This window comes from Pseudoalteromonas sp. THAF3 (assembly GCF_009363775.1).
Classification (GTDB): Bacteria; Pseudomonadota; Gammaproteobacteria; order Enterobacterales; family Alteromonadaceae; genus Pseudoalteromonas; species Pseudoalteromonas ruthenica.
Map to the genome: position 1 here is coordinate 1608051 of NZ_CP045418.1, position 14847 is coordinate 1622897.

Consider the following 14847-nt stretch of genomic DNA (forward strand, 5'->3'; position numbering starts at 1 on the left):
GGGTGTATCAAACAGTATCGAATACACCCTTTTAGTTTTTAATATTCTTGGAGGAACGTACCATTAGAGGCGGAAAAAAGGGCCAACAACAGGTCCAAAAAAATCGTATTAACGAAGATATTACGGCAAAAGAAGTTCGACTAATTGACTTTGAAGGTGAACAAGCAGGCATCGTGTCCCTGAGTGAAGCTCAGTCAATGGCGGATGAGGCGGGTGTCGATCTAGTAGAGATCAGCCCAAATGCTGAACCCCCCGTTTGTAAGGTAATGGACTACGGTAAGTTCCTTTTTGAAAAAAGCAAAGCGCAAAAAGAACAGAAGAAGAAGCAAAAGCAAATTCAGGTTAAGGAAGTTAAGTTCCGCCCTGGTACAGACATTGGTGACTACCAAGTTAAGCTTCGCAATCTAACCAAGTTCTTAGAAGCTGGCGATAAGGCAAAAGTAACGATCCGTTTCCGTGGTCGTGAAATGGCCCACCAAGAAATTGGTATCGAGCTTTTGAATCGCATTAAAGATGATCTGCAAGAGTTGGCACAGGTCGAGTCATTCCCGAAAAAAGTGGAAGGCCGCCAAATGATCATGATGCTAGCGCCGGTGGCTAAAAAATAGTATACTCCGCGCGTTTAACGAATTAGTGCAGGTTTACAAGCCACATGACTTATTTTCTAAGGCAGTGGCACCTGTATCTATCCGGTTGAAGTAGGGCGCTTTTTTAAGCGCTCTCACCGGTTTTGGGAGTAAGTTGGGCCAAAAAAGTGTTTGTGAACTCAAACCGCCTGCTTGCTAAATTTAAGCAATATCAATTGGAGTTATTGCAATGGCTTATAAGCTAAAAACACACCGTGGCGCCGCTAAGCGCTTCAAGAAAACTGCTTCTGGTGGTTTCAAGCGTAAACAAGCGCACCTTCGTCACATTCTGACCAAGAAAACCTCTAAGCGTAAGCTTCACCTACGTCCTAAGCTAATGGTTCACAAGAACGATCACGGCTTAGTTTCTCGTATGTTACCATTCGCTTAATAGGGGTATAGAATAATGGCAAGAGTAAAACGCGGTACTATCGCGCGCGCACGTCACAAGAAAGTTTTAAAGCAAGCTAAAGGTTACTACGGTGCACGTTCACGTGTTTACCGCGTAGCTTTCCAAGCGGTTACTAAAGCGGGTCAATACGCTTACCGTGACCGTCGTGCGAAGAAACGTACTTTCCGTCAACTATGGATTGCACGTATCAACGCTGCAGCTCGTCAAAATGGTTTGTCTTACAGCCGTTTCATCAACGGTCTTAAAAAGACTTCTGTAGAAATCGATCGTAAGATCCTTGCAGATATCGCTGTTTATGACCAAACTGCATTCGCAGCATTAGTAGCTAAAGCGAAAGAAGGTCTTTCAGCTTAATCTACCTGTGTTAGCAGAAGAAAGGAGCCTTTTGGCTCCTTTTTTAATGCCTGAAAATCACTTCTATAGCCATTAGCGCGACTTGGTAAGCACCCAGTCAAGCCAGCTGCTTGGTAAAATACGTTTAAGGAAACCGAATAGATAGGTGGGCGTGGTAACATAGTAACGGGCCTGCGGGCGCTGCGACTCTAACGCATGCACCAAGCGTTTATAAACCGCTTCAGGTCCCAGGGTAAAAGGCTGAGGGCCACTGGTGGACTCCAACCGCCGCTGCTGCGCTAAATAATTATCTCGGTGCGCACTTTTTTCAATATCAATGCCTGAGGTTAAAAATGCGTGCAGTGCATTATCACGAAAGCGCGAACTGATCGGCCCAGGCTCAATCAAAGAAATATATACACCGGAGCCTTGTAGCTCTAAGCGCAAGGTATCTGTTAATCCCTCCAATGCAAATTTACTGGCATTATAAGCGCCGCGATAGGGCAAGGTGACTAACCCCAACACCGATGAATTTTGAATGATACGGCCATGACCTTGTTGGCGCATCTTTTTACATACTAATTGGGTAAGGTGATGCCAGCCGAAAACATTGGTTTCAAATTGCCGGCGCAGCGCTGCCACGGGTAAATCTTCCACAGCGCCAGGTTGACCATAAGCGCCATTATTGAACAAGGCGTCTAGTTTACCGCCGCTAAAAGCCAGGGCATCGGCTAGCCCTTGTTCAATGGAGTCAGTATCGGTGTAATCAAGCTGCACACAGGTGATGCCTTGCTCGTTGAGAGCGCGTACGTCGTCTACATTGCGACAACTAGCGATCACTTGGTAACCGCGCTTTTGCAGTTGTTTAGCACAGTAATAGCCTATACCGCTAGAGCAGCCGGTGATAAGAATGGTTTTCATAATTTGCACTCAGTGCCAACGTCATAGCGAAAAACTACCATTTCGTCGCAATCCTGGCCACCTTTAAAGCCCCCTTGTTATACTCAAATACAGCAAAACAACAACAAAAAGAGCGTATTATGTTTACCAGCTTGTTATTAGCCACGGCCCTAGCCGCTGATGCCCACTTGCCCAAACTGTTCCCTTGGCATGGCCAAAGTGAAGCGTTGATGCAGCAACAAGGCGTGTTAACCACGGCGTTTGAACACTCTGGGGGAATGATCTCTCCCGACTATCAAGCGACGATGACCTATTTAAAGCGCTTACAACAGGCTAACCCGACCCAGTTCAGCCTAGTTAAAATAGGTCAAAGTGACGCGGGTCGTGATATCAACATGCTGGTTGCCAGCGAGCAAGGAAATAATAGCGCGGCGCACATTGCTAATAGCGACAAACCCACGTTATTGATTCAAGCGGGTATTCACAGTGGTGAAATTGACGGTAAAGACGCAGGCTTTATGTTGTTGCGAGACATTGCCACCGGTAAACGATTGGATATCTTAAAAAGCGTTAACCTACTGTTTATACCGATTTTAAACGTTGACGGTCACGAGCGTGCCAGTGCCTATAATCGCATCAACCAGCGCGGTCCTGCTGTTATGGGTTTTCGAACCAATGGTCAAAACCTCAATTTAAACCGTGATTTCACTAAGCTTGATACCCCTGGTGTGTGCGCATTAGCTGAGGTTGTTAATCAGTATCAACCCAGTCTGTACCTCGATATTCATGTTACCGATGGCGCCGATTACCAATACGATATTACTTATGGTTATGCGCCAACGTTCGCCAGCGCCACACCAAAAGTGACAGCTGCGATGGATCAATGGATAGCGCCTGTCATTGACCAGAAACTTGAAGAAATGGGGCATATTCCTGGGCCTTTAGTGTTCGTCATGGATAAAATGGATTTTGCGAAAGGTCTTGCTGGGTGGGTCGCTGGACCTCGCTATTCAAATGGTTGGGGCGAGTTACGCCATTTACCCACCATTTTGGTAGAAAACCATTCGCTTAAGCCCTATAAACAACGGGTATTGGGTACTTATGTGCTTATTGACGGCGCTATCACCGCCTTGACCCGACATGGTGATGATATAAACGCGGCCGTGGCACAGTCTAAAGTGCAGCAGCAAGAACATCTCGTTGTTGAACGCAGCTATGCCAAAGAGCCTGATACCATTGCCTTTAAGGGGATTGCCTATGATTACTATGAAAGCACTGCAACGGGTGCTAAAGAAGTACGTTATTTAGGCAAACCTAAGCATTACGATGCGTTACCCATATTCTGGCAAAAGGAGATAAAAACCGAGGTTGATGTGCCCAAGGCTTTTTATATTCCACGCCAATATACTGATGTGATCGCGACCTTAAAAATGCAGGGAATTGAAATTAAGCCTGTTACCGCAGACATCGAGTTGCCATTGGCACAAGCACGTATTGTTAATCATCAATTTGCTCAAGCACCATTTGAGGGGCGCTTTCGCGTTAGTGCAGAGTTTGATTACAGCACGGCGAAAACGACAGTAAATCAGCAGTGGCTGAAGGTAAGCACGACACAACCCTTAGGGCTTTTGGCTACACATATGCTGCACCCAGAGGCGCCAGACTCATTGTTCCAGTGGGGCTTCTTCCACAGTATTTTTCAGCGCACTGAGTATGTTGAGAACTATGCACTCGCTCCATATGCGCAGCAAATGCTTGAGTCAAACCCGGATATCGCCGAGCGTTACAACGCCAAACTTAAAGATGAAGACTTTGCAAACGACAGTGATGCTCGCAGAGCTTGGCTTTATGCGCAAACACCGTATTATGATCAGCATTATTTGCACTACCCAATATTAATGCAGTTTTAACTTATGAAAATTACCACCATTCCTGTTACTCCCTTTATGCAAAATTGCCGCATATTGCAATGCGCACAAAGTGGTCAGGCCGCTATTATCGACCCCGGTGGCGATAGTGATAAAATCATCCGTGCGTTAACACAGCGCGGCATTGAGCCCAGTGTGATTTGGCTAACTCATGGCCATTTAGATCATGTTGGTGCAGCGGATACATTGCGCAAACATTACCAAATCGACATTGTTGGCCCGCAACGAGATGAGCAATTTTGGTTTGATGCCTTGGCGCAGCAGGCTCAGATGTTTGGCTTTGCGCCGCAAGTGCCTTTTTTGCCCGACACCTGGCTCGAGCATGGGCAAACAATAAGTTTAGGTGAGCAGCAATTTGAAGTACGCCATTGCCCGGGACATACGCCAGGGCACGTGATTTTTGTTTGTCATAGTCATAAGCTTGCCGTTGTTGGCGATGTGATTTTTAAAGGTTCAATAGGGCGGACGGACTTTCCAAAAGGCGATGGCCCAACATTAATCGCTTCTATCAAACGAGAGGTGCTTAGCCTAGATGATGACTATCGATTGCTTAGCGGTCATGGTGAAGAGACCTTGGTAGGACAAGAGCGCCATAAAAACCCGTTTATTAGCGGAAAATTCGGTTAAAAAGTACAGACGAAAACCCTTGCGTTATGTATAATTTTACCTAATTCACAATTAAAAAAGAAAAATCAATGTCATTAAACCAAGTTGACCGTCAGATCTTGGCATTGCTGCAACAGGATGCCAGTTTATCGACCGCCGAAATAGCCGATCAAGTCGGCCTTTCCCAATCACCATGTTGGCGCCGTATTGCACGTCTTGAGCAGGAGGGCTATATCAAAGGCAAAGTGGCCTTGCTAGATGAGAAGCAGCTAGGCTTCGATATGCTTGTATACGCCCATGTACGTTTGTCTAACCACGGCCGAGACCAGCTCGCAGATTTTGAAAAGCTGATTATGAGCTATGATGAGGTCACTGAATGCTACACTATGGCGGGTACCATGGACTTTATGTTGCGTATTATCTCCAAGGGTATTGAAGGCTATGAGCAGTTCGTTCGAGACCACTTATTAAGCCTTCCCTATGTGCAAGAAGTACATTCGAATGTGACTATGACCTGTGTTAAGCGCTCCACCGCACTGCCACTGTAAAAGTGGCAGTAAGCCTGCCTTCAGCTTTTTACTCAATTGTTAATTTCTCGGTATTTTGCTAGACTCTGCGGCCTTTTCGAAGAGCTCTGCCTAACGTACACGAGGAATGAATGTTTAACTTATTAAGCAAAGCCCCAAGCTCTGCTAAAAACGATATATTGTCTGGATTGACGGTGGCCCTAGCGCTGGTCCCCGAAGCCGTTGCCTTTGCTTTTGTAGCCCAAGTAGACCCTCTGGTTGGTTTATACGCGGCCTTTATTGTTGGCCTAATAACTTCTTTATTAGGCGGTCGCCCGGGCATGATATCTGGCGCCACCGGTGCCCTTGCTGTTGTCATGACCTCCCTCGTCGTGACCCATGGGGTAGAGTACCTGTTTGCCACGGTGGTGTTGATGGGCATACTGCAAATTCTCGCTGGGGTCTTTAAACTTGGTAAGTTTATTCGTATGGTGCCGCACCCTGTGATGTTGGGGTTTGTAAACGGCTTGGCCATTGTTATCTTTCTCGCTCAACTTGGCCAATTTAAAGTACTTGGCGACGATGGCCAAATGCAGTGGATGCAAGGCGAAATGATGGCTACCATGCTGGGCCTGGTTGCTTTGACCATGGCTATCATTCACTTTTTACCTAAACTAACCACTGCTATTCCTTCAAGTTTGGCAGCGATTGTCGTGGTGACGGGTTTAGTTTTAGGGTTAGATTTAGAAGCCCGCACGGTTATCGACTTTGTTAAAGATATGACCGGTGATGCCAGCGCCACAATCGCCGGTGGTTTACCTGAATTCCATATCCCTCAAGTGCCGCTCAACTGGGAAACATTCCAAATCATCCTGCCATACGCCGTGATTCTTGCCGCCATTGGTCTAATCGAATCGTTACTAACGCTTACGCTAATTGACGAAATCACAGACACCCGTGGTCAAAGTAATAAAGAATGCATGGGCCAGGGCGCAGCTAACTTGACTTGTGGTTTCTTTGGCGCGATGGGTGGCTGTGCCATGATTGGCCAATCAATGATTAATATCAACTCAGGTGGCCGCAGTCGTTTATCGGGTGTGACAGCTGCTCTGATGCTACTGGCCTTCATTTTGTTTGCCGCAAGCTATATTGAGATGGTGCCTTTGGCGGCACTGGTTGGCGTTATGTTTATGGTGGTTATAGGCACTTTTGAATGGTCAAGTTTCCGCATTATGCGCAAAGTACCTAAATCTGACGCCTTCGTTATCTTTTTGGTCAGTGCCGTAACTGTGGCCACAGACTTAGCCATTGCGGTCTGCGTGGGTATTATTGTCTCTGCGCTAGTGTTTGCTTGGCAGCATGCCAAACATATTTACACCGAAAGCTACATTGATGAAGAAGGGTCAAAAGTATATGAGTTACATGGACCTTTGTTCTTTGGCTCAGTGAAAAACTTTATTGAGTTATTTGATGTTAAGAATGACCCTAAAGATGTCATTGTAGAGTTCAAGCATAGCCGAGTTGCCGATCACAGTGCCATTGAAGCTATAGATAACCTCGCTGAGAAATACACCAAGCAAGGTAAAACCTTACACCTACGTCATGTTAGCCCTGACTGTAAGCAACTACTGCATAAAGCGCGCGATTTAGTCGAGATCAATGTTATCGAAGACCCCAAATACCGCGTTGCTTCCGATAAACTCGGATAACATTTAATAACAGGCCAGCGTCATGCTGGCCTTTTTTATTCAGGCACAATTAACGTTTTCACCCTAAACTGGATAGCATTATTTGCTAATGGGTAAAAACATGAAAAAGCTTATTTCTCTAATACTTACATCAGGCATCGCATTCGGCGCTCATGCCGCCAGTATCCCTGATGAACCTCACGTTCAAGTTACTGGTGTAGGGGAGGTGTGGGCCACTCCCGATAAGGTCACGTTGAATGTCAGTGTCAATGAACACAGCAAGGATGTTGTTGCGGCAAAGAAAGCGGCTGATGACAAACTTGCGGCCATGATTCTGGCGTTAAAAGAGCAGGGAGTTGCCAGCAAAGATATTCACGCTAGCCAACTAAATGTGCGCAGCAAAACGCGTTATAACCGCGATACTCAAACCAACGAATTTGACGGTTATGAAGTCAGTCGTAACCTCAGCATTATTTTGCGCAATATTGATAGCTATGCGCAAACTCTGCAAGGCCTTATTCAGCAAGGGGCTAATCAAGTAGGGCAGTCGCAATTTGGCTTAACCAATCATGATGAGCTTTTTAGCCAAGCGCAGCAAAAAGCATTCAAAGATGCAAACGCCAAAGCTAACACCTACGCAGAAGGTTTCAACGCCCGCATTGAAAAGGTCTATAGTATCAGTGCCCAACAAGATTACGCGCGTCCAATGCCCCAGGTCGAGGCCATGATGGTACGGGCTGATAGCGCTGGTAGCGCGAAAGTGGAAGATGCTTATAACATCGGTGAAATCAAAATCATTGCGAAGGTGAACGCGGTGTTTTTGCTCGAGGACTAAGAGTATAGAAATTATCATGATGCAGTCATGATATCGAAACGACCTCTCCAACTGCCGGCGGCTAAACGCATTTTGTTTACCGTCGGCACTTTTCTTTTTACTCCAAGCCCTGTAAGTTCTTACTCAAATTATGATTTGTTAAGGGGTTAGGGTGATAGTCTCAATTTACGCTGCAATTTTAGCGCTGGTTTATGTGCAGTTGAGTATGTATGTTGTTAAAGCACGGCGCAAAGCTCAAAAGTCCATAGGTACAGGCGAAGATGAAGGCTTAATACGCGCGATTCGTGCACACGGAAACTTCATTGAGTATGTGCCATTTGCACTGATTTTACTTTTTCTCAATGAGTATCAAGGCTTAGCGAGTCATTATTGCCATCTATTTGGTGCCGCCTTAGTATTAGGGAGGTTGCTGCACGCAAGCAATATCGCCCAAAGCAATGAGCAGCTTAAGATTCGCGTGGTGAGCATGGTGCTGACATTCTCTGTCATCGTTTTATTGGCGATTAGCTTACTGCTCGATGCGACGTTAGGGCTCTATTTATAAAGCCCTGATTATTTTGTTATTTTAACCCAACGAAAATGGCTATTTCTTTTTCTCAAAATCACCATGGGTAGGGATCGGGTTGCATTTTTTTTGCAGCTCGGTTTTACCCACATTCTCTGGCTTGTCTGAGCTATAAAAAGTCATACGATAACTTTGCTCAACCTCACCAGAGCAGTTTGCTTGCTCTAGCATAGCTTGTTCAAATGATTGCTGTTGTTCAGGGGATGCGCAGCCAGCCATTACTGCAGTTAAGATGATGATTGCGTACTTCATTGACTTCTCCTTAATGCCCACACTGTTAAAATTTTGAGTATACGTGCGGTAACTCAGGTAATTTTTATATTCAAAGCGCTTGTTTGCAACGCAAAAAGTGTAACGATTTAAAACAAGCGCCGACAAAGACTGAGGAACTGTAGCCAAACCTTTTCTGTAATGATTGTTAGGGGATTGATTCAACGAGTAATTTATAGATTTTCTTGGTAATTATTTGTAATATCGCAGCTTTATTTGCTAACAAGGACGAGCACATGTATCGCGGTAAACTAGTCAATTGGAATGACGATAAAGGGTTCGGTTTCATCAGCGCAGCAGAGCTTTCATCAAATACCTTTATTCACATTTCAACGCTTAAGCACATGAGTCGATCGCCAAAACAAGGCGACTATATTTACTTTGAAGTTGAAAGGCATGAAGGGAAAACGCGCGCGACAAATGCTCGTATAGAGGGAGTTGCCGCGAAGAAATTCAAAACCTCAAAAAGCACCAACAAGCCCGGTGCGAATAAGCTAGTGCCTGTATTAGTGGTTGGGGTTATGTCGGTTCTATTATTCAACTATTTAGATTTTACCGAGCAAGTCGGCAGTCCAAGAGCTATTCAACAAATCCCCGACACCGCAGTAGACACCACGCCACGACAAACATTTAAGTGTGATGGGCGCCAGTACTGTAGCCAAATGAGATCACGAGAAGAAGCTGTGTTTTTCATTCGAAACTGTCCGAATACAAAAATGGACGGTGATAACGATGGCAATCCTTGTGAGAGTGACTCAAGGTTTTAAAAGGTAAATGCCTAGCTACAAGCTTTTAGCGATGAACCGTAATGAACGCTTTGCTCTGTACGAGGGTAAGATTGATGGGTTCAAAGCGAAAGAGGCTTGTTTGTGTCATACATTAACTAGACGATTGATGTTGGTTAAATAGGTTTAAACTCTATTTAACATAATCGACCTATCAAGTATCGACCACCTCTGTAGCCCTTGCTATGACTGGGTTTGTATGTTTTGCAACCTTTAGAATGGGGTGGGGTGAAAAAGCTCATGCGGCTTGCTCTCTCCAAATTTTTGCTTTTTCGTGGTTTCCTGCCCTCTCTTCACGCTCAGCTTCAATAGCAGCAACGACTTTAAGCGGTTCAGGGTGTTTCCCTAGAATGGCTAACTCAAGCGCTTTAAAGTCAGAAAATACGGCTCTACCGTTCCTAACCTTACTAATGTACTGTCTTGAAAAGCCTAGCAGCTTTGCGAGTGAGTAATCAGAGTCAATGTCCACGGACTCTTTAAACCAGTCGAGCAGCTCAATCGAGTTGCTTATTTTCATAACTTTTCTTCTTTCAGGTCGGCGTTATATTGCAAAGAATACAGTGCTTTTCAGGCTTTGCAACGTTACCCACTGGGTTGACACGTTACCTCGTAGGTTTACTATTTGATCCGCCAGCAACGTTTAGATCCAAAAACTGCGGTGGCGATTTCAGGTCGGCGGGGCGACTGAGGGGGTAGCAGTCCTCAGTTTAGCCCTTGCTTTTTAATTTGGCCTGAATGGAACCTAAGACCTGAAAGGATAAATGCGCTAATGAAGACAATATCAATTCAAGAATGCCCCCACACTGGCTATAGCTTAGAGCTTAAAGATAGTGCTACGTGTACCAGACATCTTATTTACTTTAACGAGCTTTCGTTTTCAGGTGACACACTCGTTGATGGCACAAAGTATGTTTTTACTCATGTGAAGTCACCTTTTTATGATTGTTCCCTTATTGGTGCCTCCATAGAATTAAATGTACGCGAGTATGGAACATTAAAGAAACAAGCTAAAGCCCTTGGCCTAGAGCGAATCACAGAACCAGCTTAACGGCTGGTTTTTGCGTTTTTAGCTAAAGCTATCGCAGTAGCTTTAGCTAAGAATGCACTCGTTAAATAAGCGGCTGTGGGGCTTTAGCACTTAGATTGGATCATAGAGTAAGTGGTCTAGGTGTGCCGCAGTTCGTGGGGGGTGAGTGTCCTCATAGGGTTATCACGGGAACAGTACCAATAGCCCTACGTGTACGAAGCGACAGCGGCAACGGCTAGGACAAGCGCCCAACAGGGGTAATACAAGGCTCGCAACCTTGCGCAACATCACCGTTAGGAATACGGCCAACGCTGTGAGAGTGGGCACGGGTACCAGGGGCGCATTAGGTTGAAAGCGCTTGAATAGCCACTCTTGCCGTAACGCTCACCAAAGCGTGCGGCCATCCGAAGCATAGCTTTAGCTAAGTGCCTAGCTTTAGGCCTTTAGCAAAGCTTACCAAGCGGCTTTGGGTGCAGCGCCGACATTGCGATTAGCTTTAGGCCCGATTCAGTTCGGTTAGTTCTTTAGCGGTTCGTAAGGGGCTTGCTGCATCCGAAGCGCAGCGAGGATGTAGCAAGGGGGCAAAGAGTCCCCAGCGGTATAGCGCGCGCATTCTCCAGGAGAAAAGCCCCGCGAGGGGCCAGCATTTTTTTGAGCGAAAGCGGCATTTTGCTTTTGCTCATGCAACCTCAAGGCGCAAGCGAGGTGCAAGGCCCTGCAAGGGCCAGCCTTTCCCGCGCCCGCAAGGGCGCTACCGAGGCAAACCGACCTGAGAAAATTCAAAAAATTTTATTGGGCGGTGTGATATGTGGTCAACAGGCCCGCTAGGGGCTTTGTCCATCATATCCACGGCTTATTGGGTTGTGCGGTAAGTGCGGCAACAAGACGCGCCAGCGGCTTTTGTCCACTTATCCACAATTTTCGTTTTTTTGTTTAAAAACAGGCGGTTACATGAGTAATTCAACGCAAGCTACTGATTTAAAATCACTTTTTTACACCACCATAGAGCAGATGAACGTGCTCGAGCAAGCAATCAAGGGCAGCAACCCCCTTGCTGTGAAAGACAAAGCACTTCAACTGGCTAAATCAACGCGCAAGGCAATCGTTTGCCAGCACAAAATGATTGAAGGGCTAGAGAAACGCTTAGATAAAGCGGAGTCGGCCAATGGGTAAGGAGATATACGGCAAAATCACCTGCCCGCACTGTGGCAGTCGTGATGCAACGGTGCACAAGCAAGCTAGCCGCAACGCGAAATGGTATTACCGATGCTACGACGGCCCCAATGGCCCATGCGGCACGGTACAAATTCCGTTACCAGGCGGGCAAAAGTTTATCGAAGATAACATGCGGTCATTGAACGAAGCAGAAGCCAGCGAAGCGGCTCACGAAGTTAGCGAGCAGGCCCGCGAGCGCCAGGAACGTGTCGCAGCTAAGGCGCAAAACAAGAAAAGTTTACTATCTCGCATGTTTGAGGATGAGGACGAATGAGTTTACCAAACCAAGACCAACCCACAGACCTAGGCCAAGAAGTTGATCTAGGCCAGCCCGACTTTACCGACATTCTAGATGACGATGCCGACATTACAGAAGCGGTGATGGCTCAAAGCAACACCGAAGGCGCAGCTGGCAGTAATGCCGGCGAAATGATCTGCATCGGTATTAAGTTCGCCACTGATTTTGCGGCCAAGCGCTTTGGCGACCACTGGGCTTTGCAGCAAGGCGAATTGGTGGAGCTATCAGACCGTATTGATGCGGTGATGCCAGAAACAGACCTTTCACCTGGCTGGGCGCTGGCTGCAACCGTCGCGGGTATCTTTGGCCCTCGGGCCATGATTGAGTTTGCTAACCAAGCTGAGCAACAACAACTGGAACAACAAGGGGGCCAAGATGACCAAGCGCAAGCCAGCGCCGAAGAAACTAAAGCGCCATGATCCATCCCTTGCGAATGAAAACGTGCTCATTGTCGGGGCCAGCGGCAGCGGTAAGTCAGCATTTTTACGCCAGACAATTGACTTTAAACAGCCGCGCATTGTTGCTTGGGACCCCGACGAGGATTACCGCTTACCACGGGTTAAATCAATGGCCGCATTTGAACGCCTGGTCAAGCGTTCAGGGTTTGGGCCAATACGTTGCGCTCTCACAGTTCAACCCAACGAGGATAACTTCGAGCGTTACGCGCAGCTGGTGTTTGCCATTCTTCACCAAGCCGCCCCAATGACGGTGATATGCGATGAAATTGCTGATGTTACCCGGGTATCAAAAGCCACCGAGCATTGGGGGCAGCTGTGCCGCAAAATACGAAAGTACGGCGGCAAGCTCTACGCCATTACCCAACGCCCCCAAGAGTGCGATAAAACTATTATGAACCAGGTCGAATATACCTGGTGCGGTGCACTTAAGACCATGGCGAGTTACAAGTATATGGCTGGGGAAATGGGAATATCTGTGGCTGATTTGCAAAGCATTGAGAACATTCACCGCAAGCAAGTCCAATACTGGATACGCAAAGGAACCGACGCGGCCACACTCGAAACCATTAAATTTTAGGAAGCGCTATGAAAGAGAGTTTTGCTATAAAAGAGCCTGTAAAAGAGCCTGTAAAAGAGCCAGTCGGGCTTATTCTATCTGTTTTATTTGTCATGTTAATTGTATTTTCTTTTGGGGTTATTGTTGGCAGTGAGAATCTACAATCTGTTAAGCAAGATAAGCAAATATGTGAGTACCAGCTAAAAAGACGAAGCGAAAAGGAATAGGTGCTGATGTTATGTTTATCCCTCAAGTTTCAAAATGGCATGACCTACAAATAGAACGGGCCAAGCGCAACCATGCCAGGCGAAAACGCAAAGCGCTTAGGCAATCTTGGCTATTAATCTGTCATGCTTACGCCATCGATGAGGGTAAGGAGCTAAAGCCTAAAACGATAACTGAGTTTCAACAATTAATAGAGGAACACTTAGCCAGTAAAAAAATATTGAGCTAAAGCTAAAAATCAAAAAATTTTAAGGGGCCGAAATAGCTTTAGTTATAGCTACAACGGCCCTTTTTTATTCCCGCTTAAATGCTGTCACCCGCTTTGGGTTCTTTACCTAGTGCAACCATTGGAGACAGCACAACATGTTTAGCAAAAATCGTTTAATCACTATCGCTATGACTATCGGTGTTCTCGCCGCAATCAATAAAGTGTCCGCTCTGCGCCCAGTTAAGCGCCTAGTAAATTAAGGGGGCGGTATGCGAGCGATTGAAAAGTTACCTAATTTCACAGGTGTTGAAGCTGGCAACACAGTATCTCTAAACCTACCTGTCGGCCTGACTTACGACAAAATCCACTTGGCGTATACAGGCGTAACAGCCAACCAGATTAAAAATATTCGTATTGAAACGAATGGCCGAATGCTCACCGAGTACCGCTCATTGCAGGACTTGCTTGATGAAAACGCCCGTTTTCAGCGTGAAACCTTGGCGGACTATGCCACATTCCACTTTGTGCAAGACCAGCTAGAAAGCGCGCAAAAAGCGGCATTAATTGAGCGTCGTTTCTTCGCCCTGGGCACGGTCGGTTTATCCACGCTGCAACTGAAGTTCGATATCGATAGCGCTGCAACAGCACCGGCAATCGAAGCGTTTGCAGAAAAGAGCGCCCCCGCGCCTGTCGGCTGGGTGTTTAAGCGCCGTTCGTTTATGTACAACCTTATCAACGGCCGCACTGAAATCGACAACTTGCCACGGCCTGACGGTGCGCACATTGCGGGTATTCTTATTAAAGCCCCAGGCATCGATGGCGTCGAGTTCCTAGTCGACAACACCAAGTGGCGCGACTCTATCCCCAAAGCACTGCATAACCACATCAATAAGCAAAATGGCCGCACCGCCATTAGCAACCAGTATTGGATTGATTTCATGCTCGAGGGCGATATGTACGAGTCGCTCAAGCTTGATAAAGCCATTCGTGATATGCGCTTGCGCATTGATGCGACCACGGCGGGCCAAGCTGAGGTGGTCGTGTACTACTTTGCGGATTACGCAAAGTCTAGTTTCTAAGGGGGCGCACCATGATGCAACCAACAGGAGGGGCGCAACCAGTGTCAAACTGGGGCACCACTATTGGCGGTCTGCTGTCACAAGCGGTCAACGCATACGGTGAGTACGAAGCGATTAAAGCCGCTAAGAATTCATCCGGCCAAGGCCGACTTGAGCAGTCATATTTGCCTGAGTACGAAAACGGTGCAGCTGTGCAAGTAGAAGCGCCCAAACAAACGGCGACACAACAGCCGCAAGAGCCAATGATTTTTGGGGTTCCTCAAAAAACTGTATTAATGGGCTCTGTCGGTTTGCTGCTTGTGGCCCTGTTACTTAAGGGGAAATAGC

21 protein-coding genes are annotated in these 14847 nt (G+C 46.7%); 18 read left to right on the top strand and 3 right to left on the bottom strand.

Features of this window, described 5'->3' with window-relative positions; genetic code table 11:
* Nucleotides 1-47 precede the first annotated feature (47 nt).
* The 3 genes from infC to rplT all read left to right on the top strand — a co-directional run bounded on the left by infC (nucleotide 48) and on the right by rplT (nucleotide 1392).
* Entirely contained in the window at nucleotides 48-608 is a 561-nt protein-coding gene (gene infC, locus FIU82_RS07370; protein ID WP_022944196.1) for a translation initiation factor IF-3, read from the top strand.
* A 208-nt stretch (nucleotides 609-816) separates the two neighbouring features.
* Nucleotides 817-1017 carry a 50S ribosomal protein L35 gene (gene rpmI, locus FIU82_RS07375; RefSeq protein WP_022944197.1) on the top strand — a complete coding sequence of 67 codons (201 nt, stop codon included), beginning with the start codon at nucleotides 817-819 and terminating at the stop codon, nucleotides 1015-1017.
* Nucleotides 1018-1032: 15 nt separating this feature from the next.
* Nucleotides 1033-1392: a 50S ribosomal protein L20 gene (gene rplT / locus FIU82_RS07380; protein WP_022944198.1), complete on the top strand. Its 360-nt coding sequence runs from the start codon at nucleotides 1033-1035 to the stop codon at nucleotides 1390-1392.
* 72 nt (nucleotides 1393-1464) lie between these two features.
* Here rplT and FIU82_RS07385 read toward each other — a convergent pair whose 3' ends face one another.
* Entirely contained in the window at nucleotides 1465-2292 is an 828-nt protein-coding gene (locus FIU82_RS07385; RefSeq protein WP_045978871.1) for an SDR family oxidoreductase, read from the bottom strand.
* Between the two features lie 119 nt (nucleotides 2293-2411).
* On the opposite strand from FIU82_RS07385, the gene FIU82_RS07390 reads away from it, so the two are divergent.
* The 6 genes from FIU82_RS07390 to FIU82_RS07415 all read left to right on the top strand — a co-directional run bounded on the left by FIU82_RS07390 (nucleotide 2412) and on the right by FIU82_RS07415 (nucleotide 8378).
* Nucleotides 2412-4181 (top strand): M14 family metallopeptidase, encoded by a 1770-nt coding sequence (locus FIU82_RS07390; RefSeq protein ID WP_152440731.1) that lies wholly within the window; start codon nucleotides 2412-2414, stop codon nucleotides 4179-4181.
* A gap of 3 nt (nucleotides 4182-4184) precedes the next feature.
* The gene (locus FIU82_RS07395; protein ID WP_152440732.1) at nucleotides 4185-4826 is read left to right on the top strand and encodes an MBL fold metallo-hydrolase; all 642 of its coding nucleotides are present in this window, start codon (nucleotides 4185-4187) and stop codon (nucleotides 4824-4826) included.
* 68 nt (nucleotides 4827-4894) lie between these two features.
* Nucleotides 4895-5353: an Lrp/AsnC family transcriptional regulator gene (locus FIU82_RS07400; RefSeq protein WP_022944202.1), complete on the top strand. Its 459-nt coding sequence runs from the start codon at nucleotides 4895-4897 to the stop codon at nucleotides 5351-5353.
* Nucleotides 5354-5463: 110 nt separating this feature from the next.
* Nucleotides 5464-7020 carry a SulP family inorganic anion transporter gene (locus FIU82_RS07405; protein ID WP_045978789.1) on the top strand — a complete coding sequence of 519 codons (1557 nt, stop codon included), beginning with the start codon at nucleotides 5464-5466 and terminating at the stop codon, nucleotides 7018-7020.
* Nucleotides 7021-7120: 100 nt separating this feature from the next.
* Nucleotides 7121-7834, top strand: coding sequence for an SIMPL domain-containing protein (locus FIU82_RS07410; protein WP_172972718.1), 714 nt, complete (start codon nucleotides 7121-7123; stop codon nucleotides 7832-7834).
* Between the two features lie 151 nt (nucleotides 7835-7985).
* The gene (locus tag FIU82_RS07415) at nucleotides 7986-8378 is read left to right on the top strand and encodes an MAPEG family protein (protein ID WP_022944205.1); all 393 of its coding nucleotides are present in this window, start codon (nucleotides 7986-7988) and stop codon (nucleotides 8376-8378) included.
* Between the two features lie 39 nt (nucleotides 8379-8417).
* Here FIU82_RS07415 and FIU82_RS07420 read toward each other — a convergent pair whose 3' ends face one another.
* On the bottom strand, nucleotides 8418-8651 hold the full coding sequence (locus FIU82_RS07420) for a hypothetical protein (protein ID WP_152440734.1): 234 nt from the start codon (nucleotides 8649-8651) through the stop codon (nucleotides 8418-8420).
* 254 nt (nucleotides 8652-8905) lie between these two features.
* On the opposite strand from FIU82_RS07420, the gene FIU82_RS07425 reads away from it, so the two are divergent.
* Nucleotides 8906-9436 (top strand): cold shock domain-containing protein, encoded by a 531-nt coding sequence (locus FIU82_RS07425; RefSeq protein WP_152440735.1) that lies wholly within the window; start codon nucleotides 8906-8908, stop codon nucleotides 9434-9436.
* 256 nt (nucleotides 9437-9692) lie between these two features.
* Here the strand turns inward: FIU82_RS07425 and FIU82_RS07430 are convergent, their stop codons facing one another.
* Nucleotides 9693-9971 (bottom strand): hypothetical protein, encoded by a 279-nt coding sequence (locus FIU82_RS07430; RefSeq protein ID WP_152440736.1) that lies wholly within the window; start codon nucleotides 9969-9971, stop codon nucleotides 9693-9695.
* A 252-nt stretch (nucleotides 9972-10223) separates the two neighbouring features.
* On the opposite strand from FIU82_RS07430, the gene FIU82_RS07435 reads away from it, so the two are divergent.
* From FIU82_RS07435 to FIU82_RS07470, 8 genes are all read left to right on the top strand, one after another.
* Entirely contained in the window at nucleotides 10224-10502 is a 279-nt protein-coding gene (locus FIU82_RS07435; RefSeq protein ID WP_152440737.1) for a hypothetical protein, read from the top strand.
* 930 nt (nucleotides 10503-11432) lie between these two features.
* On the top strand, nucleotides 11433-11654 hold the full coding sequence (locus FIU82_RS07440; protein WP_152440738.1) for a hypothetical protein: 222 nt from the start codon (nucleotides 11433-11435) through the stop codon (nucleotides 11652-11654).
* Nucleotides 11647-11970 (top strand): hypothetical protein, encoded by a 324-nt coding sequence (locus FIU82_RS07445; protein WP_053911642.1) that lies wholly within the window; start codon nucleotides 11647-11649, stop codon nucleotides 11968-11970. Before FIU82_RS07440 ends, FIU82_RS07445 begins: the two co-directional genes overlap by 8 nt.
* Nucleotides 11967-12413, top strand: coding sequence for a hypothetical protein (locus tag FIU82_RS07450; protein WP_053911641.1), 447 nt, complete (start codon nucleotides 11967-11969; stop codon nucleotides 12411-12413). The genes FIU82_RS07445 and FIU82_RS07450 overlap by 4 nt, the downstream gene beginning before the upstream one ends.
* Nucleotides 12370-13029 (top strand): type IV secretory system conjugative DNA transfer family protein, encoded by a 660-nt coding sequence (locus FIU82_RS07455; protein WP_152440739.1) that lies wholly within the window; start codon nucleotides 12370-12372, stop codon nucleotides 13027-13029. Before FIU82_RS07450 ends, FIU82_RS07455 begins: the two co-directional genes overlap by 44 nt.
* 8 nt (nucleotides 13030-13037) lie before the next feature.
* A complete protein-coding gene (locus tag FIU82_RS07460; protein WP_152440740.1) occupies nucleotides 13038-13235 on the top strand; it encodes a hypothetical protein in 198 nt (65 codons plus the stop codon).
* Nucleotides 13236-13710: 475 nt separating this feature from the next.
* A complete protein-coding gene (locus tag FIU82_RS07465; RefSeq protein ID WP_152440741.1) occupies nucleotides 13711-14520 on the top strand; it encodes a major capsid protein P2 in 810 nt (269 codons plus the stop codon).
* Nucleotides 14521-14531: 11 nt separating this feature from the next.
* Nucleotides 14532-14846 (top strand): hypothetical protein, encoded by a 315-nt coding sequence (locus FIU82_RS07470; RefSeq protein WP_152440742.1) that lies wholly within the window; start codon nucleotides 14532-14534, stop codon nucleotides 14844-14846.
* Nucleotide 14847: the final 1 nt, after the last annotated feature.

Bases quoted from the DNA above. Each gene is read 5' to 3' on its own strand.
- rpmI (WP_022944197.1), top strand. From the start codon at position 817: ATGGCTTATAAGCTAAAAACACACCGTGGCGCCGCTAAGCGCTTCAAG.
- rplT (WP_022944198.1), top strand. From the start codon at position 1,033: ATGGCAAGAGTAAAACGCGGTACTATCGCGCGCGCACGTCACAAGAAA.
- FIU82_RS07385 (WP_045978871.1), bottom strand. From the start codon at position 2,292: ATGAAAACCATTCTTATCACCGGCTGCTCTAGCGGTATAGGCTATTAC.
- FIU82_RS07390 (WP_152440731.1), top strand. From the start codon at position 2,412: ATGTTTACCAGCTTGTTATTAGCCACGGCCCTAGCCGCTGATGCCCAC.
- FIU82_RS07395 (WP_152440732.1), top strand. From the start codon at position 4,185: ATGAAAATTACCACCATTCCTGTTACTCCCTTTATGCAAAATTGCCGC.
- FIU82_RS07400 (WP_022944202.1), top strand. From the start codon at position 4,895: ATGTCATTAAACCAAGTTGACCGTCAGATCTTGGCATTGCTGCAACAG.
- FIU82_RS07405 (WP_045978789.1), top strand. From the start codon at position 5,464: ATGTTTAACTTATTAAGCAAAGCCCCAAGCTCTGCTAAAAACGATATA.
- FIU82_RS07410 (WP_172972718.1), top strand. From the start codon at position 7,121: ATGAAAAAGCTTATTTCTCTAATACTTACATCAGGCATCGCATTCGGC.
- FIU82_RS07420 (WP_152440734.1), bottom strand. From the start codon at position 8,651: ATGAAGTACGCAATCATCATCTTAACTGCAGTAATGGCTGGCTGCGCA.
- FIU82_RS07425 (WP_152440735.1), top strand. From the start codon at position 8,906: ATGTATCGCGGTAAACTAGTCAATTGGAATGACGATAAAGGGTTCGGT.
- FIU82_RS07430 (WP_152440736.1), bottom strand. From the start codon at position 9,971: ATGAAAATAAGCAACTCGATTGAGCTGCTCGACTGGTTTAAAGAGTCC.
- FIU82_RS07435 (WP_152440737.1), top strand. From the start codon at position 10,224: ATGAAGACAATATCAATTCAAGAATGCCCCCACACTGGCTATAGCTTA.
- FIU82_RS07440 (WP_152440738.1), top strand. From the start codon at position 11,433: ATGAGTAATTCAACGCAAGCTACTGATTTAAAATCACTTTTTTACACC.
- FIU82_RS07445 (WP_053911642.1), top strand. From the start codon at position 11,647: ATGGGTAAGGAGATATACGGCAAAATCACCTGCCCGCACTGTGGCAGT.
- FIU82_RS07450 (WP_053911641.1), top strand. From the start codon at position 11,967: ATGAGTTTACCAAACCAAGACCAACCCACAGACCTAGGCCAAGAAGTT.
- FIU82_RS07455 (WP_152440739.1), top strand. From the start codon at position 12,370: ATGACCAAGCGCAAGCCAGCGCCGAAGAAACTAAAGCGCCATGATCCA.
- FIU82_RS07460 (WP_152440740.1), top strand. From the start codon at position 13,038: ATGAAAGAGAGTTTTGCTATAAAAGAGCCTGTAAAAGAGCCTGTAAAA.
- FIU82_RS07465 (WP_152440741.1), top strand. From the start codon at position 13,711: ATGCGAGCGATTGAAAAGTTACCTAATTTCACAGGTGTTGAAGCTGGC.
- FIU82_RS07470 (WP_152440742.1), top strand. From the start codon at position 14,532: ATGATGCAACCAACAGGAGGGGCGCAACCAGTGTCAAACTGGGGCACC.